Origin of the sequence: Capnocytophaga canimorsus (assembly GCF_002302565.1) — a bacterium.
In the GTDB taxonomy this organism is placed as follows: Bacteria; Bacteroidota; Bacteroidia; order Flavobacteriales; family Flavobacteriaceae; genus Capnocytophaga; species Capnocytophaga canimorsus.
This window is the reverse complement of sequence record NZ_CP022382.1, coordinates 1,267,837-1,287,663: the sequence shown is the minus strand read 5'-3', so window position 1 is coordinate 1,287,663 and position 19,827 is coordinate 1,267,837. Positions and strand designations below refer to the sequence as shown.

Below are 19,827 nucleotides of genomic sequence, written 5' to 3'. Positions count from 1 at the left end.
AATAAATTTGTCCTCTATTAAAAACATAGTTAATAATGCGAATTTTGATATTGGCTTGGCGAATTTGGTTTTATTTACTCACAGGATTGCTCATTGTGTTTTTGATTCCTTTTTTGCTGATTTTGATAAGTAATCCTCTTTGGTATGGGAAATTTTACTGGGTTGTACGTAATTTTTGGGCAAAACCCATACTTTGGGGAATGGGATTATTCCCCAAAATACAGCAGGAAATGCCTTTCAAAAGCGGACAAAGTTATATGCTGGTTGCCAATCACGTAAGTATGATTGACATTATGCTTATGATGTATTGTAGTACTCAACCTTTTGTTTTTGTAGGAAAAAAAGAGCTCTCAAAGCTTCCTGTTTTTGGTTATTTTTACAAAAGAGTGGCTATTTTGGTGGATCGTTCTGATGCAAAAAGTAGAAAACAAGTGTATGACCACGCTAAGAAACGATTGGAATTGGGCTTGAGTATCTGTATTTTTCCCGAGGGGGGAATCCCTGAGGAATTCGTGATTTTAGACCAATTTAAAGACGGGGCTTTCCGATTGGCCATTGAGCATCAAATCTCTATTATTCCGATGACGTTTCTTGATAATAAAAAGCGTTTTCCGTGGCGACTCACAGCAGGGGCTCCCGGAAGGTTACGTGTACATATTCACGCTTTTGAATCTACCAAAGGGTTATCATTGGAAGATAAAAATGCTCTAAAAAATCACATCCGAAACCTGATACTTCAAGATTTGATATCTTATCAGAAGTAATGAACCATATTTACTTTTATTCACTAATGTGAATTGATTAAAATTCTCTTTATTTTATAAATTCACAGCTATGAATTTATAAAGTTCTACCCAATACTCCTAATTCACGGGTGTGAATTACTCCATTTCTTCAAAAGTGATCCATTCACTGCTGTGAATGGTTTAAGTATCTTTTTGAGGAGTCAATTCATAAGTGTGAATTCAATTAAATGGCGTCTAAATGCTTAATGTTTTTTGTTGTCACAAAACCTATCTTCTGCCCAAAGCACCTCGTAAAAAAGCAGCAAGATTTGACCTGTTTTTCAATAAATCATTCATAGAAAATTACTTAAACTCAATAATGTGAGGTATGCGTTTTTCTAAATCTTGAAGCTCAAAATCATAATTACGCACACTGGTAAAGTTATAAATATGATCACCGCTTCCGGGAATCCTCGGAAAATAGCAAAATGATACTTGAAAATCACCGAACATTAGGTAATCATTCGTTACATAAAACCCAATGCCAATTTTTGAGTACACTTGGTTTTTAAACCAAGGCTCGTGCTCTGAGCCTATAAACCCAATGTCACCCACCAAAAAAGGGCTGAAACGAAAACCAATCCACTCAAAAGGCGAATACGACTGTGTTTGTGAGGAAATCACCCAACGACGAGTGCCATAAACAAAATTACTTCGAAAGCCCGATATGCCGTGCTCATCATTGAGGGTGATACGATCCTTTACAAATCCCCTGCGATTAAAGCCCACCGTAAGATGCGTTTTTAAAAACTGCCTAAAATGCCAATCTCCCATACGGAAAAGGTTCGAAAAATGAGTAACCTCTCCTCTTAAAACGGTTTGTTGGGTTCGGTCAACCAAAAACAGACTACCTGCTTCCGTTTTAACTCCAAAATATCCCCTATTCGTGTAATTCGCCCAAATGAAACTTGCCCCCAAATAAGGGTAATTTACCTGATTTTTATGGAGTATTCCAGAAGTTAAAGCAAAACTTTTCCCTGTACTAACATCTTCTGTGTCGCCGTGCCTGAAGATGTATCGGTCTTGTTTATAGTCCACCCGATTGAGCAAGACTTCTGCCAAAAAGAGTCTTTCATTGGAATAATATAAATCGGCATAAATATAATCTTTGGGGCGTTCGTGATAATTCAAAAGTTTATATCTTGTTGAAAAAATGAGATTGGTTCTATCTTTTCGCTTTTTGAAAATGGGAAACGCATAACTTGCATAAGCGTCGAATTTTGTAGTTTTTAACATTGGACGATGTATGCTGTCATTGATAGGAACTTCATCGCGCCATCTGTTTTTGTACAGCCCAATGCTGCCTGACCAACGCGCATACGGAGAAAAAAACGGACGCTCAATTACCCATTGCTTGTGGTATTGATTATCGAAATTAAAATCATATTCAATAATGGCGTTTATTTGGCTATTATATAGATTATCAGCTCGATACCCTAAGGCGAATGCGTTCTTCTGCCAATTGTCAAATCGTTGACGATAAATACCTGTAGCCTCGTGCCCAAGCCCAAGAAAGTTGCGCTCACGAACCCGAACTTTACCTTGTGTTTGCGAACCGTCTGCATCAACATAAATACTCCAGTTGTCAAGTACCGCCACTTGAATATCCACAGAATCGGAAGTCTGTTCCAGAGCTATGGGAGTAATCAAAGCACGGCGTATATATCTGCGACTTCGCAAAATACGTTCCGATTCTTTGAGTAATACCGAGTCCAGAGGCATATTTTCTTTGATGAGTAACTGCCCTTTGATGGTAAACTTTTTGGTTCGTCCGTGTAAGGCATTACCCCAGCGGTCAATATTTCGGGAGGGTTTTTTATTTAGGTCTTTTTCGTCAAATCCGAAAGGGTCTAAAGGATAAATTTCAATATTTCGAATGATTTTTCCTTGATATTGTGCAAACTCACGTTGTTCTACTTGTTTTTTAGGGTCAGATTTATCCGCAGGGCGAATGCGTTCAAAAGTTATCTGGTGTAGCATTCGCATCAGTTTACTTCTTTTGGAGTAATCTTGAATTCCTTTGTAGAACTCAATGTTTTTTTTAATCCTGTTGGAATCAACTTCTATTTTTGGCAAAGAGTCTTTTTCCTCTTGCTGAGCGTAAGTGCTTGTGCTTAAGAGGAATAAAAATATCCAAAATAGTTGTTGAACTTTCATATTCAAAAGGTTACTTTCTTTTTTTATTAAAGAATTGGTGTAGAAGTTGTGTTGCCTCGTGTTGCAATACGCCACTTTGAATTTCTGTTTTGGGGTGAAGCAAATTGCCTACGGTTCTAAAGCCACGTTTGGGGTCGTCAGCGGCAAAAACCACACGCGATATTTGGCTCCAAAATAGGGCACCAGCACACATAATACAAGGTTCAAGAGTTACGTATAAAGTGCAATTTTTCAAATATTTACCTCCTAAATATCCTGATGCTGCTGTTATGGCTTGTATTTCAGCGTGAGCGGTAACATCATTGAGTTTTTGGGTAAGATTATACCCTTTGGCGATGATTTGATTGTTTGTGGTAATGATTGCTCCTACTGGAATTTCATCTTCCTCCAAAGCCTTTTGAGCTTCTTCTAGGGCTTTTTTCATAAAATATTCATCTGTGAAAAATGTATTCATAACACAATCAGTTTATTTATTGCCAAAAGTACTATTTTTTTTAATATGATAAAGAGTGGGGGATAAAGCAAAAAGTAAAAGAATAAAGCAAAAAGAGAAAATAACAAGAAATAACCAAAACTACAATACTTACATAAAATCAACTACTTACAAGTAAATTTTCTATTACAATGAAAAATATTTTGAAAAAAAGTTGGAGAAAAATTTTTTCTATTTAAAATTTGTTTCTACATTTGTAGTGTAAAATCTAAACTTGTAGAAAATGAAAAAATTATCAAATACAGAAGAACAGCTTATGGAATATTTATGGCAGAAACAAACTGCCTATATGAAAGATTTATTGGAGGCTTATCCTGACCCAAAACCGGCAAGTACAACCATCGCTACGCTTCTTAAACGAATGATTGACAAGCAGATGGTTGGGTATCATCAGCGGGGAAATTCACGTGAGTATTATCCGAAAATTTCTAAAAACAGCTATTTTTCCCGAAAGATGAAAACCATTATCAGTGATTATTTTGGAAATTCAGCTTTTCAGTTTGCTTCCTTTTTTGCAAAAGAAATTTCGATGACTCCCGAGCAATGGGAAGAATTGAAAAAAATAGTAGATTCAAACCTTAAAAAGGAATAAAATGATACCGTATCTTATCAAAACGCTATTATGTGGTATGTGTTTCTACACATTGTATCACTTGTTGCTATCGCGAGAAAAAATGCTGATATTCAATCGGTTTTTCTTGCTCTTGGCTTTGGTAGCTTCGTTTGTTTTTCCGCTGATTACCATTGAAATGCCTTTTCAACTCATATTTGAAAAAACATTCGAGAAAACAGTCGTTACACAAGAAGTTAACAATTCCTCAATTTACGTAAATCCAACAACAGAGCAATTGATTATAGAAACTAAAGACTTTACAAATCTGATTATCATATGTTTATATGGAGTGATTGCGTTTCTGATGCTATTTCGATTCTTACGTAACTTGCTTAAAATCTTCAATAAAATCAAAAAACATCCTAAACAAGTTTACGAAGGAGCTTATTTGGTAATTTTGGAAGAAGAATGTGCACCCCATTCATTTTGGAATTACATTTTTATCAATAAAAAAGATGCCTATGAACAGAAAGTTTTATTACACGAACTGACCCACATTCGGCAAAAACATTCTTTGGATTTGCTTTTTGTCGAGTTTTTGAAAATCGTGTTTTGGTTTCACCCTATGGTGCATTTGTTTGGGAAAGCTATCCGAATCAATCACGAGTTTTTAGCCGATGCTTGTGTGGTTTCTAAACACACAAATATTGCAGAATATCAAATGCTTATACTCAAAAGAGCTGCTTCTGCAAATGTCCCATTTTATAATTATTTCAATTTTTACAACACCAAAAAACGTCTGATTATGTTACAAACAAAAGTAAATCATTTTCGTAATTTATGTAAAATGGCGTTGCTTATCCCAACAAGTGTTCTATTCCTTGTGGTTTTTGCCGAAAAAAGCTACGCCCAAGAAGCGGAAAAACAAAAAGAAGTTTCTCCCTTACAAGCATCTGCCAAATATAAAATAATAAGAGTAGAAGGTGTAAGTCTTAAGGGAAAAGGAGAAAAAACAACTGTTACTCTGACAGATGAAGCAGGTAATGAAATTGTGGAGCAAATTACCAATAAATCAGAAAGAGAGGCTTTTACTAAGAAGTATGGCTTACAATTGCCGCCTCCGCCACCAACTCCACCATCTGCTATCAGAGTAAAAAAAGCTGAGGAATTACCACCGCCTCCTGCTCCTCCAACACCGGTTGGCAAAATGAAAAAAAGTACGGAATTACCGCCTCCGCCACCACCTCCGGTGCCTGTCAAAGAAAAGTAATGTCGTTTTTCTGTGAATGAAAACAAAAAAGCAAGTTTTTAAGACTTGCTTTTTTATTGTAAAGTCATTGTATAAACTTTAAGCTATCATAAAATACACTTCTATAAGCAGATTCAACCCAATTAAAGTGTAAATAATTGTCATAACACCTATACCAAGACTAATGAAACCTTTAGTTTTTCGTTTTTCAGTCAGTAAAAAGTAGGATTCCGCCATCAAATACAAAGAAGAAATACCGCTCCACAGAAAAAGACATAAAAACAAAAACTTTTCCATTTTGATGCCATCATCCATTTTTGAAAAGACATATCTTATGATGAAAAACACCAAAAAGAAACCTAAAAAACGGACAAGAAAATGTATTATGTTTGATTTCATCTGTTCCTCTTAAAAAGAACTTTTGAACTGCTCTAAAAAACGGACATCATTCTCATAAAACATACGAATATCTCCAATTTGATAAAGCAACATCGCTATACGTTCTACTCCCATTCCGAAAGCAAAACCACTGTACTCTTCACTATTTATATTGCAGTTTTTCAATACATTAGGGTCAACCATTCCACAACCCATAATTTCGAGCCAACCCGTTCCTTTAGTGATGCGATAATCAATTTCGTTATTCAAGCCCCAATAAATATCCACTTCCGCAGAAGGCTCTGTAAACGGAAAATACGACGGACGCAAACGAATTTTTGACTTTCCGAACATTTCTTTAGTGAAATAAAGCAATGTTTGTTTCAAATCAGCAAAAGATACGTCTTTGTCGATGTAAAGCCCTTCTACCTGATGGAATAAACAATGCGAACGTGCCGAAATAGCTTCATTTCTGAATACACGTCCTGGAGAAATGGTACGAATTGGCGGTTGGTGGTTTTCCATATACCGAACCTGTACCGAACTAGTATGCGTACGGAGCAAAATATCAGGATTAGTTTGAATGAAAAACGTATCTTGCATATCACGAGCAGGGTGATATTCAGGTAAATTCAATGCCGTGAAATTATGCCAATCGTCTTCAATTTCAGGTCCTTCGGAAACGTTAAACCCAATGTTAGAAAAAATTTCCACGATTTGTTTTTTTACCAGTGATATTGGGTGCCTTGCTCCCAAGCTGATGGGTGTGGCAGGACGTGTTAAATCTCCATAAACGCCTTTGCTTTCTTGTTGTTGTTCCAAAGCATCACGAAGTTCTTGCACTTTGGCTTCTACCTTATTTTTCAGCTCATTGATAACTTGCCCGAAAGCCTTTTTTTCTTCATTAGGAACTTGCTTAAAAGCAGCAAAAAAATCATTTAAAATTCCTTTTTTTCCTAAATACTGGATGCGAAACTGTTCAATTTCTTCTTTTGTAGTTGCGTTAAAACCTTCTACTTGAGCAATATCTTCCTTAATTTTGTCAATCATAGGTGTAGTTTCCTTTTTTGTGAAATTCTAAAAGGGCAAAACTACATATTTTTTAGCAAAAAATGGGGACAAAGTCTAATTAAATAAATAATACGCAACAAATTATTGTATTTTACGTGTGGCTCTTTTGATAATCCATTGAGTGTTTGGGTTTTCGGAAGTTTTCCAGCGTTCAATCAAAGGTAAAACGGCTTGGCGATTTACTTTGAGCCAATCGGTAAGGTGGTTAGCAACCGATTTTTTAACGAACAAAATTTCATCTTCTTTTAATAGTTCGAGAACTTCGAAAACAGGGGTAGGGTTTTCTATGAAAGTATCTAATTTACTTGCCCAAGGGAGCTTTGGTCGTAGCCCTTCACTTGCCAATCTGCGCAAGTGAAAATTGGGTGATTTTGCCCATATTTTAACGATTTCGAGAGCGGCTTGTGGGTGCTTTCGAATATAGGGGCGAACGGCGTATTCCCCTGTATTTCTTTTGGTGATTTCTTCGATAGCTTTCATTGAAAGTTCAAAATTGTTCAATCCGTACTCTTGTACAAATTTTCCTATGGGTAAAATCCAGTAAAAGTGAGTAAACATTCCCGTTTGATTCGGATTTTCTTCGCCCAAAATTGCAAATAGAATGGTTAAAGCCTCTTTATAATCAGCAGGTAAATAGTTTTTTAAAAGTTCGGCAAGGGATGCTACACGTTGCGTGTAGGTCTGTCCTATGGTTTTGCTTTCGGTATCTTGTATGAAGTGTTCCGAATCAAACTTTGGGTAGATTTTTTGAATTTTTTGAGCCAAAAATTCAGCGAGATTTGCTCCAAATTTTTCGGTAATACTGTAATTAGTTCCCACTTTTAATTTTTTAGCAAAACTAATCACATTTTTTTAAATGAATGTCGTTATCTTTAGAAAATGGTATGTTTACATACAAAAGGAGGTTGTGTTATAAAAAGTATGATGATAATTTTTTAGTGTTAGTGGTCAATTATGAATTTTATTTCAATTTATAAATTGTCTATTTAAAAAACTTGTATATCTTTGTTATTCATTGAATAAAAAAGTATGGCTTCGGAAAAAGAGATACAAGCGTTACAGGAAAAACTTAGAGAGTTGCTTAAAAGGCAAGAGCTTTTTATGACAGAAATCAACGAAATTCGTCAAGTTTTGGATAGTATGCTCAACCAAACGGGAAAATATTCGCAGGAGGAACAAGTACATTTCAATGATGCGCAATTGGAGGTTTTTGAGCCAAAAACAGCAACTAAACCTGTGTTGGAGGAGCCATCACCACTACAGGCCACTGAACCGAAAAAAGGTTGGTCATTCAAAGATCCAGAGGTGTTTGAAAGAGAACAGCGACAGAAAAAACATCCTCAAGACACTCTATTTTCACCACCATTGCCGAAAACCCAAAACAGTTTAGAGCGATTTTTGGGAGAAAACTTACTCAATAAGGTGGGTATTTTCGTTTTGATTATCGGAGTTTTTATTGGAGTAAAATATTCCATTGATAATAACTTGATTAGTCCGCTGATGCGTGTAGTTTTAGGGTACGTAACAGGAACGTTGCTTTTAGTTTTTGGGTTTAAACTAAAGGCTAAGTATGAGGCTTTTAGTGCTGTTTTGGTTAGTGGGGCGCTGACTATTTTCTACTTTATTACTTATATTGCTTTTGATTTTTACAATCTGTTTCCCAGAGTTTTAGCGTTTGTTATGATGTTTTCATTTACCGCTTTTGCTGTGGTTTCAGCATTGAATTACAATCGACAACTTATCGCTTTATTAGGTTTAGTAGGGGGGTATGCCGTGCCCTTTTTACTTAGTGATGGTTCGGGAAATATTCCAATTTTGTTCACTTATGTGGCAATAATTAACATCGGGATTATGATTATTTTTATCTTCAAGAAATGGAGAATTTTACAAATAACTGCTTTTTCCCTAACTTGGTTGATGTATTTGATAGCACGAGGAGGATATTATCAAGAACAGTATCTGCATACGTATTATCTGTTTTGTTTGGTGTATTTCTTGATTTTTCATATTCCTTTGCTTATCGGAATTAAAAAGAAGGACTATGTATTTGGATGGACAGACTTAGTTTTAATGTTATGTAATAGTATTTTGGTATTTTTGCTGGGATATTCGCTCTTAAGCGGAAGTACTTCAAACAGCTCTATTTCATTAGGATTTTTCACTTTGGCAAATGCACTTTTTCACTTTTTGTTGGCGGTGTTTTTGCGTTCCAAAGATTTGAAAAACAATATGTATTATCTGTCAATAATACTCGTTTTAGGGTTTGCCACCATAGTGCTTCCTATTATGGCAGACGGATTTGTGGTCACTCTTTTTTGGGCTACACAAGCCGCCCTTTTGTTTTGGGTAGCTCGAAGTAAGAAAATGCCCTTTTACGAATGGCTTTCCTATCCGCTTATGGCAATCACATTTTTTAGCCTTTTACACGATAGAGAGGTGTATAATCTTATCTATTTTGAAAGATATGTAGCGGAAAAATCCAGCTACATACAGCCTTTTTTAAATGTTTATTTGCCTACTTCATTGTTTGTAGTTGCCCTTTTGGCTTTCGCTTGGTACATAAATCGAAAATATACGGAACGTTACACCAAACCACTATCATACGTGTTTGGAGGTGGTTGCTTACTTTTGTTGTATTTGGTTTTTTATCAAGAGATAGGATATTATTGGGATTTTAATTTTTACAACGATGAAGATAAGTATTGGCAGTATAACTATTTTAAAAAGTTGTGGCTTATAAATTATACTTTGTTTTTTGTGGCTTCATTTATTTTATTAGTAATAATGAAGATAAGACAAGAGACTATTGGTTATATTGCTTTAAGTATAGGCTTTTTATCGGCATTTGTTTTCCTTACTTTTGGTTTGTATGCGATTAGTGAGCTTAGGGAGTCGTATCTTTTCTCTGAAGAGATAGGATATACTGATGCGGATATGATGCACCTATACATACGTTATATCTCGTTAGCTTTTTTCGCTTATTTGATTTTTGCCTTACGCACTTTGTTGCAATCAAATTTGTTAAAATTCAGAAGATTGCCTTTCTTTGCTTTGGCATTACACATAACCATTTTATGGGTAGTAAGTAGCGAATTGTTGCATTGGACGCAGATGTATCAACAAACTAATAATTATAAATTAGGAATCAGTATTTTATGGGGCGTGTATGCTGTATTTATGGTCGTTTTAGGATTGTTCAAAAGGCGTCGTTATGTGCGTTTGGGTGGAATAGCACTTTTTGGAGTTACACTCTTAAAACTCTTTTTCTATGATATTGCTAATCTAACTACAATTGCCAAAACCATAGTTTTTATTTCTTTGGGGGTATTGTTGCTTTTGGCTTCGTTTTTATACAATAAATATACCAATCGTATAGAGGCGGAGGAAGAAAAATAAAATCGTACCTGTATTTATGAAAAGATATTTATCGTTTTGTTTGCTATTTTTTTGTGTTTTGGGGTTTGCTCAAATGCACACCTACGACTACAAGCAGGAAATAAAAGGAGCCAAAGCAGGGGAGTGGAAGCGCTTTTCCTTGCCCGAATTGGTATATGCTAAACTCAAAAGCGAAGGGAATGACTTGAGAATCTACGGAATAACCACTGAAAAAGATACCATAGAGGTTCCGTATATTTTGGATAAAAATCACTCCAAAACAGAGCTTTTGCCTATACTTTTTCAAGTAATCAATCAATCTCGTACAAGTGAAGGTACGTTTCTAACGCTGAAAAATCCGAAGAAAGAAATCATTGACCAGATTGAGCTTACTTTTGAAAACCAGAATTTTGACCGAAAAATCACCCTCGAAGGCAGTAACGACCAAAACCAATGGTTTACCCTGCTGAAAGATTATCGCGTGGTAGCAATAAAAAACGAATCGGTTTCTTTTGTTTACAATACGTTAGAATTCAACGAATCGGAATATCTGTACTATCGTATCTTTATCCCTGACCCTTCCCACGCAATACAATTTGTTTCGGCAACAGTGAATCATCGGCAAAAAACTTCTATTTTGATATACGAATATGAGTCGCAATTTGCTGTTAATGAGGATAAAAAACACAAAGAAACTTGGGTGCGCGTACAACTAAATACTTTGCTACCCATTTCAACTTTAAGGGTGTTACCCCAACAAACTCACGATTATTTCAGACCTATACGCATCGGATACGAAGACAGTATTCAAACTCGAAAAGGTTGGCAAAAGCGCTTTGTAACCATAGCCTCTGATGTGCTTACTTCACAAAACAAAAATATTTATGATTTGTCTATGCAAATGCTGGATAATCTTGTAATTCGGATAGATAATCAAGATAATGAACCCTTACAAATCAACGCCGTTGAGGTTTACGGAACTCATTACCAAGTAACGGCTCGTTTTCCAGAAAAACAAGCGGATTATTTTTTGGTTTATGGAAAAGTCAATGATTATCAACCTGATTACGATATATCTCGCTTTATGCAAAACATTCCTGCCGATATAGCTTCCGTTGCCTTGGGAGGGATTGAGCGTTTAAGACAAAGCAAAAATGAGAATACCGTACTTGCCACGAATAATAAAAATTGGCTTTGGGGTATTGTTGTTTTTATGGTGGTACTTTTGTTTTACTTTTCTTTTAAAATGTTACGCGAAAAGAAATAGAGATGAAAACTTTTTTCAATTTTTGCCCTTCTTGTGGTTCGTCAGATATTATTTTTCCCAATCAAGTACGTTTGTCTTGTAACGATTGCGGATTTGTTTACTTCCATAACATAGCGGCAGCTGTTGCTGTAGTTTTTACCTTTGAAGGGCAGGTGCTTTTCACTGTTCGTAATCAAGAACCCGATAAAGGAAAACTTGATTTACCAGGCGGATTTATTGACCCTGAGGAAAATGCCGAACAAGCTGCTTGTCGTGAAATTAGAGAAGAAATGGGACTTGAAATCGCTCCCGATCGTCTTAAATATATCACTACTCAGCCCAATAATTATCTTTACAAAGACGTACTTTACCGCACGATGGATATCTTTTTTGAATGTCCGCTTCAAAACCAAGATCTTTCGGTGGCTGCTCCTGATGAAATCAAAGCTTTGATTTGGAAAAACCCTAAACAGATGGATTTTAATGAAATTGGCTTTGTTTCAATCCGAAAAGTTATCGAGAATTTTTATGGTAAATAATCCTTTTGTAATAAAAGTTACAGAACTTCAAGGGAAGATAATATAACTATAATCCGTAAAACCAAATGTACCAAAATTCAAAATGGAATATACATTTTTTGATGATTTCATTATCACGGACAAAGATATATAAAAGCACAAAAAACACAGCGTTTTAGCCTTGTTTTTTATGTGCTTTCTCCTGCAATTGCTCCAACATTAGTAAATTAGGTTTGTAAATGTCTTTCACGTTGGTATTGAACTCAAAGGTAGAGAAATGTTTGTCCTATGCCAAATATCGATTACCAATTTCGATAATAGGGAAGTATCATCTTGCAATAGATTTTATTCGAGAGAGAAAATCGACTTAAAATCTGTACAAATAGCTTAACAAGAGTAAGTTGCTTGTCATTTGGTGGCTTGTTCTTTCTTTTTATTTGTTTCTCCTTACTTTATTCTTTAATCTTTATCCGTCTGAACTTTATCCTGCTTATTATTCCTTGTTTTTTCTTTTTTTAATAGTTATTTTTGCCAAGAAACCAACATTTTTCTCGGTATGAAACACTTTATGATTATTGCTTTTTGTCTATTTTTTGGCATCAGCACGGCACAAAACACCAAGCCCTTTGTAATTCCTGAACTTAGCCAGTGGCAACAGGGTAAGGGGAACTTCACAATTTCCGAAAAAACATCTATTTCAGCAGATATGAAATCGGCAGAGGTGGCACAAGCCTTTACTGATGATTTCAAAACGATGTTTGGAAAAAATCTGAAAGTAAACAACTCAAAATCAGACATTCATTTTGAAATACATTCAGATATTTTGAAGGATAAAGGGGAAGAAGCCTACCAAATCGAAATTGGGCAACAGATAAAAGTTAGTGCAAATTCCACCAAAGGGCTGTATTGGGCTACGCGTACTTTGTTGCAACTTTCCGAACAATCTTTTGACCTTCCTTGCGGAACCATCATAGACTATCCGCAATATCCCCTTCGTGGTTTTATGCTCGATGTTGGCAGAAAATTCTTTACCATTGATTACCTCAAATCGGTAGTGAAATTGATGGCTTACTACAAGATGAATACCTTTCAAATTCACCTGAATGACAATGGGTTCAAGAAATTTTTTAATGAGGATTGGGACAAAACCTATTCCGCATTTCGGTTAGAAAGCACCACTTTCCCTGGTCTTGCTGCAAAAGATGGGCATTACACCAAAGATGAATTCCGTCAACTTCAAATAGATGCTCTGAAACAGGGAGTTACCATCATTCCAGAAATTGATGCTCCTGCACACACATTGGCTTTTGCTCATTATCTGCCCGAAATCGGAAGTGATAAATACGGTAAAGACCACGTCGACTTATTCAATCCGAAAACTTATGAATTTCTTAATCAGTTATTTAAAGAATATCTGGAAGGCGAAAATCCCATTTTTGTAAATCCGCTAGTACATATCGGCACAGACGAATACAACAATGAAGACCCCGAAGTGGTAGAGAAATTTCGCTATTTCACAGACTATTACATCAAGTATATCGAAAGTTTCGGAAAAAAAGCAGCACTTTGGGGAGCTTTGACTCACGCTAAGGGTAAAACTCCTGTAAAAGTGGAAGATGTACTGATGTTTTGCTGGTACAACGGATATGCTGAACCTCGCGATATGATTGCTTTGGGATATGATGTGGTTAGCATTCCTGATGGATTGGTGTACATTGTACCACAAGCAGGATATTATTACGATTACTTGAATATCAAAAAGTTATATGAAAGTTGGACGCCAGCTACCATCGGAAAAGAAGTTTTTGAAGAAAATCATCCTCAAATTAAAGGTGGAATGTTTGCCGTTTGGAACGACCATTGCGGAAACGGAATCAGTCAGCAAGATGTTTATCATCGAGTATTTCCAGCAATGCAAACGCTTTCTGTAAAGATGTGGAACGGAAAAAACACAACACTCCCTTTTGCTGACTTCGATAAGAAACGCCTCTTGCTTAGTGAAGCTCCTGCGGTAAACGTATTAGGGCGTCCTGAAAAAAATGAAAAAGGTGTGGTTTTTGAAATCAAAAATCCTGAAAAAGGTAAAGAATTGGGGCAAAAACTAACCGATATTGGTTATGATTACCGAGTAACTTTCTACATCAATGCAAAGAGCAATCCGAAAGGAACTGCTTTATTTACTTCTGATTATGCAACTTTCTATTTATCAGATCCTAAAAGTGGAAAAGTAGGTTTTAGCCGTGATGGATACGATTATCAATTCAATTATTTTCTGCCCACAAACAAAAAGCTGAAAATCATTGTTAAGGGAACTAATAAATCGACTTCATTGTACGTAAACGATGAACTTATCGAAACCTTAGAAATTGTTCCGCATAAAGATGATGCTCATTTGGACAAACCCAGAAAATGGGTACAAACCTTAGTTTTCCCACTCAAAAAATTAGAACACTTCAACGGAAAAATTACCGATTTAAAAGTAGAATATTTGAAAGATTGATAAGAAAGCATATGGTATCAAGTATTTTGTCAGACTGAGCGAAGTCACAGCCTGACAATGAAAATTGAAAAACAAAGGGAATGTAGTTAATCACATTCCCTTTGTTTTTTAAAGTTCTTCTTTATATTCCAAAATATCAGCAGGTTGGCAGTCAAGTGCTTTACAAATAGCTTCGAGGGTGCTAAATCGGATGGCTTTGGCTTTTCCTGTTTTCAAAATGGAAAGGTTGGAAAGCGTTAAACCTACTTTTTCCGAAAGCTCATTTAACGATATTTTTCGCTTTGCCATCATTACATCTAAATTTACAATAATTGGCATAATATCAAACAGTTAAATCATTTTCTTCCTTCATTTTTGTACTTATTTTAAGCACTTCACTCAAAGTCATAAATAACAAGCCCACAGCTATCTTAAACAACATAGGATTTGTATCCAATCGGAATCCTATATTTTTGCGTTCTATAACGCTATAAATCATTAAAGAAATATCAGTACATATAATTATGATTATCAGTAGAATTCCTATTTTATTCAAGTTTTTAACCACTTTCTCGTTAAAAATTCGTACTCGAAGAAATAAGTATGCAGTTTTTCTGAAAAGATAAAGAATATATATGAACAAAAGATAACCAATATACCAAAGCCAAAGCACAATTTTAGCGAATAATGTGTCAGCCGTAACATCATAACCGTTCACTCTGATAGTCTCTTCCAAAAAGAATGAAATAAAACTCAAAACCCCGAAAATTGATAAAATAAATAGCAAGTCGAGAATAGTTTTTAGAATAAATATTTTTCGCATAATATCAAATAGTTAAATCGTTTTCTTCTTGTAAATCTATTCCTTTTTTGAAAATGTAAGCAAGTACATACATCGTTGACCCTAAAAGAAGTATTATTCCCATATCCGATGCCGTTCTACGATTAAATTCTTGGTATGACGGGGTGTTAATAAAAATAAAATCACTTATGGCTTGAAAAATAAATATGAAGCAACTCAAAGAAATAGCTATTTTACTGATTTTTAAAAAATTGTCAGCCAATTTCTCTTTAAAAAACGAGTTGTTCACATTTAATTTTGAAACAGATTTAGCCGCTATGAAACTCATATAAATTTTTGAAAAGGCAATAATTAACTCAAAAAAAACAATAATTCCGTAATAAATTGGGTGATTTTGGAAGAATATCAATTTTCTACCCCAGCTTGATGTGTTGTTCTCTCTCAAAAAAATCAAAGGGAATATGAATTCGAACAACATTCGTATTGCATCAAAAGAAAATATCACTAATATCAACCAAACAGTTAATTTAATGAGTTGAAAATCGGAAGATGTAATCTTTTTCATTGTATCTGATTTTAAAATTATGATGCAAACATAATAAATATTTATTGAAAAACAATAAATAATTTTTATTTTTCATTGAATATGTCATTTTCAAATTTTCTTTGAAAGGAAATATTTATCTTTGCCTAATCTTGAAATAGCTGCAGTTCAGTGCGGTGTAGATTTGATTAACAACATATTTATCAGAAATAGATGAGAATAGGGATTATAGGAGCTATGGAGCTTGAAATAAATCGGTTAAAAAATGAATTGGAAGATTTAGAAGTCCAAAAAATAGCCGCTTTTACTTTTTATAAAGGAAGTATAGCAGGAGTTTCGGTAGTGGTACTACTTTCGGGAATAGGTAAGGTAAGTGCTTCTGTAGCAACTACTTTACTTATAGAAAAGTATCATCCTGATATTATTATCAATACAGGAACTGCTGGAGGGTTGGGTGATACTTCGGTACACGACCTTATTTTAGCTACCGAAGTACGCCATCACGATGTAGATGTTACTGCTTTTGGCTATCAAATGGGACAACAAGCGCAAATGCCAGCAGCTTATCTTCCCGATAATCAATGGTTTGAAAAGGCTAAAGCTATTGCTAAAAAGCATACCCAACAGCTTCATTACGGATTGGTAGTTAGCGGAGATGCTTTTATTCACGATCCTAAACGTTTACAAAATATTCAAAGACAATTTCCTAAAGCAAAAGCAGTTGAAATGGAAGCCGCTGCCATTGCACAAACTTGCTATTTAATGCAAGTCCCTTTTATTATGCTCAGAGCCATCTCCGATAAAGCTGGAGAAGGAAACGCACAATCCTACGAACAGTTTGTACAAGAAGCAGGTAAAATTGCTGCCGAAATTAATATCGACCTTATTAAACACTATGCCTTAGAGGTTTAGTTTTTGGTTTTTGCAAAGCATTTTCTACTAGTAACAATCCATACGCAATTGTCCGCGATTTTGGAAATGATGTAGAGGCTTGTTTAACTGATTTTTACAGATGTTTTCCAAAACTTCAAGAATCTCTTTTTGCATAGCTACGGAGCCACAAATCATAATGGTGCCTCGCTGGCTAAGTAATTCAGCTACCAATGTTCTTCTTTCTGAAATTAAGTCTTGTACGTATTGTTTTGGAGTATTTTGTGAAAAGGCAAATTCGCAAAATATTTTACTGCTTATCCAAGGACGATAAATTTCGAAAGACTTTTGGGTTTTTCCACCCCAAAATAAGTATAGCTCGGCTTTCGGGCGATGAGTCATCATTCCTAAAAAAGGAGCGATTCCTGTACCAGTGGCAATACACATTACTTTTGTAGTTCGATGTGGGAAGTGAAACGATGTGTTTTTTATAATACGAGCTTTTAGGATATCGCCTATGTTTGTTGTGGTGTATAGTAAATTTGAAATCAGTCCTTTCTCGTGTTTTTTGATACTGAGCAAAATGTTTTTTTTAGAAATTTTTCCGATAGAATATAATCGTTCACGTTGGTCAACATCACTAGTAATTCCTAATAAATCACCTGATTGGAAACTTTTATTGCCAATAATTTTCAATGTGATTAAAAATGTATCGTCTTGATTGATAACTGATTTTTGAACTACTTTGAAAAGCTGTTGTTTGTGTTTTTTTCTTTGTAAGTTATTGGCTTCAATAGTAAGCGAAATTTGATGTTTCTCCGCCCACAAATTTACCCATTGCGTAAAATCTTCAAACGATTGATTATTTATGGTATAAATAGGTAAAAGAGCTTGAGCATTAGGTAGTTTTCTTAATAAAATTTCTGTTTGAAAAGCAAATTTGCAAAAATCAGGATAGGCATACGAGCCAAATCCCACCACGGCAAATGAAAAATCAGCCATCGGCGGATGTTTTTCGAAAATGTCTTCAAATTTATTTGCATTAGAAGGAGCATCACCCTGCCCATAAGTAGAAGTCATCATCACCAAATGCTTCATTTTTGGGTAAGGTGTATAAGCATTCATTGTGGTAAGAAATGATTTTTTGCCTTGTTTTAAAAGGGATTGGTGCAATAAATCAGCGAAAGCAAGGGTAAAGCCACTTTCCGAGCCTACCAAAATTAGATATGGACAATCTTCCTTTTTGTAAAGGTTTTTTATTGCGGTATTTTTTCGTTTTAAAGTGATGGCAAACCCAGAGTACATAAAAAATAGTAATCCGAAGCAAGTAAAAATGAGTATTATAGCCCAAAAAATGTTCCCTTGACCTGTGTGTAAAATAAAGCTATAATACGATATCATTTTGGTTAACGGATAATCATATTCGCTGATGATTTCGCCAGAAAGGGGGTGAATCAGTAACTCTTTATGAGTTAGTTGTAGGGTAAAATAGTCTTCGGGGTCATCAGAAAACGGAAATTCCAATTGCTTGACTTGTGAGAGCGGTTTGTCGAAAGCTCCCATTTCTTGCTCGGCTTTTGATAAGTTTTCTTGTGGGGGATTAAAATGGTGTTTTGGGGAGGCATCAGGTAGCCACGAAAATTTTTCGATTGAAAGATAAATCCCTGTAAAAGAAATAATAACAATAGGAATAAGCGTCCATCTACCCAAAATCACGTGATAGTAAGGGTAGAAACCGTCTTTGATTACCTTATGAAAAAAACGCCACCAATGTTTTTGACGTTTAATAATTAGCCAAATCCCCGTAAGAGCTATTAAAAGTAGTAGAAGCGAAGTAATTGCCATAATAACCCGACCTACACTACCCATAAATAAAGAGCGATGCAGAGTGGTAGCGAACTGGTATAAAGGCTTTTTAGGGCTTGAGCTTCCTATTTTTTCTGCGGTTTTGGGGTGAATGTAAAAGGTTTCGTTTTCGCCTTGTTCATTTATGGTTTCAATAAGCACAAAACCACTATGTTCTACCTCTAAACGAACTGTTTCAGGATATTTATTTTTGACCGCTTGTAGGGTTTGGCTCAAAAGCGTGTTTTCAAATTCAGCTGATTTTAGTGGTTTTAGTTGATTTTCAATCGGTTCTATGGCTAAAATAATACCTGTTGCCGAAGCTATGAAAATAAAAAATGAAGCCACCAAAGCCAGTGCCAAATGAGCGTACCTCCAAAGGGAAAAAATCATATCTAAAAATCAGAAAGCTATATAAGTCAAATTAAATCAATCTTCTATCGCTAAGATTGATTATCTTTTGAGTTCAAGTTTTTGTATGCGTTCGCCCTCTGAAGTTTCCCATTTTTGGGTTTTCCTTTTGCTTTGGGTGATTTTCCAAGTTCGGGCAAATTCGCTGTAATTTCCTCCAATGACAACCCTCCTTCCTTTTCTTTTCCAACTAAGTGGCGATTTTTCATTGTGAGTAACCCCAAAGATGCTGTAGGTTAAGTGCTGTTCGCCTGAGCCGTCTCGGTCTAATTTTATGGTTCCGATGTTACTCAAAATAACCCCTTGTTTTTCGGGAGTATAGGTTTCATACCTACTTACTTGCCAAGTTCCTGTAATTTTCGGTGAACAAGAGCTCAAGAATAACAACAATCCTAATGGGAGAAATAATTTAATTACTTTTCTTTTCATATATTTTTTGATAAAAATTAAGGGACAAAGGTACTAAAAAACCTGAGGTTATTAAAAATAAATGTGTTAGTTCGTTGTTAAAACTTGATGTCTAGAGAACTCAAAATGATATCTAATTAGGTATCATTCGTACATAACGGATGTATCCATTTCCTTCTATTTTCCCTTTTAGATTTTCGGTAGTGAGTTCAAACTCTACATCTTTGGCGTAGTATTTTTGGTCTTCCACAGCTGTTTCAAAACGCAATTTGTAGCCTTTGTTAAGTTTGTCGTCATCAATTTCAATAATTTTTATGGCTCTTTGTCCGCCGCTGATGGTTGCTCCAGTAATGGCATCAATGGTTTCTCGTTTTCCGTAAAATTTCCACCATTCGGGTAAATCACTATACCATTCGGGGTCGTCACCCAATACTTGCAAAGTTTTTACATAAGCTCCGTTAGGGTCGAGTAGCGACACCACGATGTAAGCGCCCTCACCCTGATAGTTGGTCAGTTGAATCATACATTTATATTTCGTTGAAGGCTGTTGGCTTGTAAATGAAAATACTGTCAAAACCACTACCAATGCCAATAATATCTTTTTTAAATTCATATTTTTATGTCTTTTTTAATCTTTTAATTA

At 35.3% G+C, this 19,827-nt stretch carries 19 protein-coding genes; 8 read left to right on the top strand and 11 right to left on the bottom strand.

What is annotated here, in order from left to right; all coding sequences use genetic code 11:
* The first annotated feature begins 35 nt into the window (after positions 1-35).
* Positions 36-764 (top strand): lysophospholipid acyltransferase family protein, encoded by a 729-nt coding sequence (locus CGC47_RS05625; protein WP_042000589.1) that lies wholly within the window; start codon positions 36-38, stop codon positions 762-764.
* Positions 765-1,088: 324 nt separating this feature from the next.
* Here CGC47_RS05625 and CGC47_RS05620 read toward each other — a convergent pair whose 3' ends face one another.
* Together CGC47_RS05620 and CGC47_RS05615 are read right to left on the bottom strand one after the other, a co-directional pair.
* Positions 1,089-2,942, bottom strand: a complete 1,854-nt coding sequence (locus tag CGC47_RS05620; protein WP_042000592.1) for a BamA/TamA family outer membrane protein — start codon at positions 2,940-2,942, stop codon at positions 1,089-1,091.
* 10 nt (positions 2,943-2,952) lie between these two features.
* Positions 2,953-3,396, bottom strand: coding sequence for a nucleoside deaminase (locus tag CGC47_RS05615; RefSeq protein ID WP_013998122.1), 444 nt, complete (start codon positions 3,394-3,396; stop codon positions 2,953-2,955).
* Positions 3,397-3,658: 262 nt separating this feature from the next.
* Between CGC47_RS05615 and CGC47_RS05610 the strand changes: the two genes are divergently transcribed.
* Together CGC47_RS05610 and CGC47_RS05605 are read left to right on the top strand one after the other, a co-directional pair.
* Entirely contained in the window at positions 3,659-4,027 is a 369-nt protein-coding gene (locus tag CGC47_RS05610; RefSeq protein WP_044729063.1) for a BlaI/MecI/CopY family transcriptional regulator, read from the top strand.
* A gap of 1 nt (position 4,028) precedes the next feature.
* A complete protein-coding gene (locus CGC47_RS05605) occupies positions 4,029-5,258 on the top strand; it encodes a M56 family metallopeptidase (RefSeq protein ID WP_232779645.1) in 1,230 nt (409 codons plus the stop codon).
* Positions 5,259-5,336: 78 nt separating this feature from the next.
* On the opposite strand, the gene CGC47_RS05600 is transcribed toward CGC47_RS05605, so the two are convergent.
* The 3 genes from CGC47_RS05600 to CGC47_RS05590 all read right to left on the bottom strand — a co-directional run bounded on the left by CGC47_RS05600 (position 5,337) and on the right by CGC47_RS05590 (position 7,505).
* Positions 5,337-5,636, bottom strand: coding sequence for a hypothetical protein (locus tag CGC47_RS05600; protein WP_100342900.1), 300 nt, complete (start codon positions 5,634-5,636; stop codon positions 5,337-5,339).
* Positions 5,637-5,645: 9 nt separating this feature from the next.
* On the bottom strand, positions 5,646-6,665 hold the full coding sequence (gene pheS, locus CGC47_RS05595; RefSeq protein ID WP_013998118.1) for a phenylalanine--tRNA ligase subunit alpha: 1,020 nt from the start codon (positions 6,663-6,665) through the stop codon (positions 5,646-5,648).
* A 102-nt stretch (positions 6,666-6,767) separates the two neighbouring features.
* Entirely contained in the window at positions 6,768-7,505 is a 738-nt protein-coding gene (locus CGC47_RS05590; RefSeq protein WP_041913935.1) for a DNA alkylation repair protein, read from the bottom strand.
* A 210-nt stretch (positions 7,506-7,715) separates the two neighbouring features.
* Between CGC47_RS05590 and CGC47_RS05585 the strand changes: the two genes are divergently transcribed.
* The 4 genes from CGC47_RS05585 (at position 7,716) to CGC47_RS05570 (ending at position 14,325) form a co-directional block, all read left to right on the top strand.
* Positions 7,716-10,082 (top strand): DUF2339 domain-containing protein, encoded by a 2,367-nt coding sequence (locus tag CGC47_RS05585; RefSeq protein WP_095900101.1) that lies wholly within the window; start codon positions 7,716-7,718, stop codon positions 10,080-10,082.
* A gap of 16 nt (positions 10,083-10,098) precedes the next feature.
* Complete coding sequence (locus CGC47_RS05580; RefSeq protein WP_095900100.1) at positions 10,099-11,328, top strand: DUF3999 family protein; 1,230 nt, start codon at positions 10,099-10,101, stop codon at positions 11,326-11,328.
* A 2-nt stretch (positions 11,329-11,330) separates the two neighbouring features.
* Positions 11,331-11,846, top strand: coding sequence for an NUDIX hydrolase (locus CGC47_RS05575; RefSeq protein ID WP_013998114.1), 516 nt, complete (start codon positions 11,331-11,333; stop codon positions 11,844-11,846).
* 535 nt (positions 11,847-12,381) lie between these two features.
* Positions 12,382-14,325, top strand: a complete 1,944-nt coding sequence (locus CGC47_RS05570) for a family 20 glycosylhydrolase (RefSeq protein WP_095900099.1) — start codon at positions 12,382-12,384, stop codon at positions 14,323-14,325.
* Positions 14,326-14,433: 108 nt separating this feature from the next.
* On the opposite strand, the gene CGC47_RS05565 is transcribed toward CGC47_RS05570, so the two are convergent.
* Genes CGC47_RS05565 through CGC47_RS05555 form a run of 3 tightly spaced genes read right to left on the bottom strand, consistent with a single transcriptional unit; the run spans position 14,434 to position 15,671 of the window.
* Positions 14,434-14,643: a helix-turn-helix domain-containing protein gene (locus CGC47_RS05565; RefSeq protein WP_018280269.1), complete on the bottom strand. Its 210-nt coding sequence runs from the start codon at positions 14,641-14,643 to the stop codon at positions 14,434-14,436.
* A gap of 4 nt (positions 14,644-14,647) precedes the next feature.
* On the bottom strand, positions 14,648-15,127 hold the full coding sequence (locus CGC47_RS05560; RefSeq protein ID WP_042000607.1) for a DUF2975 domain-containing protein: 480 nt from the start codon (positions 15,125-15,127) through the stop codon (positions 14,648-14,650).
* A 4-nt stretch (positions 15,128-15,131) separates the two neighbouring features.
* Positions 15,132-15,671 carry a DUF2975 domain-containing protein gene (locus CGC47_RS05555; RefSeq protein WP_042000610.1) on the bottom strand — a complete coding sequence of 180 codons (540 nt, stop codon included), beginning with the start codon at positions 15,669-15,671 and terminating at the stop codon, positions 15,132-15,134.
* 192 nt (positions 15,672-15,863) lie between these two features.
* Here CGC47_RS05555 and CGC47_RS05550 point away from each other — a divergent pair, with 192 nt between their 5' ends.
* On the top strand, positions 15,864-16,562 hold the full coding sequence (locus CGC47_RS05550; RefSeq protein ID WP_042000613.1) for a 5'-methylthioadenosine/adenosylhomocysteine nucleosidase: 699 nt from the start codon (positions 15,864-15,866) through the stop codon (positions 16,560-16,562).
* 27 nt (positions 16,563-16,589) lie between these two features.
* Here CGC47_RS05550 and CGC47_RS05545 read toward each other — a convergent pair whose 3' ends face one another.
* The 3 genes from CGC47_RS05545 to CGC47_RS05535 all read right to left on the bottom strand — a co-directional run bounded on the left by CGC47_RS05545 (position 16,590) and on the right by CGC47_RS05535 (position 19,797).
* Positions 16,590-18,758: a PepSY domain-containing protein gene (locus tag CGC47_RS05545; protein ID WP_042000616.1), complete on the bottom strand. Its 2,169-nt coding sequence runs from the start codon at positions 18,756-18,758 to the stop codon at positions 16,590-16,592.
* Between the two features lie 60 nt (positions 18,759-18,818).
* Entirely contained in the window at positions 18,819-19,205 is a 387-nt protein-coding gene (locus CGC47_RS05540) for a hypothetical protein (protein WP_042000619.1), read from the bottom strand.
* Positions 19,206-19,317: 112 nt separating this feature from the next.
* Positions 19,318-19,797: a DUF2271 domain-containing protein gene (locus CGC47_RS05535; RefSeq protein ID WP_042000622.1), complete on the bottom strand. Its 480-nt coding sequence runs from the start codon at positions 19,795-19,797 to the stop codon at positions 19,318-19,320.
* Positions 19,798-19,827: the final 30 nt, after the last annotated feature.